The organism is Pseudoalteromonas sp. SG44-1, assembly GCF_014164315.1.
GTDB classification, from domain to species: Bacteria; Pseudomonadota; Gammaproteobacteria; order Enterobacterales; family Alteromonadaceae; genus Pseudoalteromonas; species Pseudoalteromonas rhizosphaerae.
Genome location: NZ_JACJEW010000308.1, coordinates 1 through 250, shown reverse-complemented (window position 1 = coordinate 250; position 250 = coordinate 1). Strand labels below are relative to the sequence as shown.

Here is a 250-nt window from a genome sequence, read left to right as displayed (position 1 = left end):
AATTATATTCAGTTTTACAATTACAAACGTAGGCATTCTACGCTTAATTATATGACGCCACATCAGAAATATAATGAATTAAAAAATGCCGCTTAGAATCTCTACAGAATTTGTTGACCATTACAGTTCGTCTAGAAGATATTGCAGATGATTTAGGTGTCGGTTATTCAACGTTACAACGTTGGATAGCACTCGCAAAAAAACATCAACTTGAAACACACCAGACGGGTAGCCAAATGACAGCAGAAAA

General features: G+C 35.2%; 1 protein-coding gene. It reads left to right on the top strand.

Features of this window, described 5'->3' with window-relative positions; translation table 11 throughout:
- A partial coding sequence (locus tag H5187_RS25305) for an IS3 family transposase (protein WP_404936146.1) occupies positions 1–96 on the top strand: 96 nt, incomplete at its 5' end.
- Positions 97–250 lie beyond the last annotated feature (154 nt).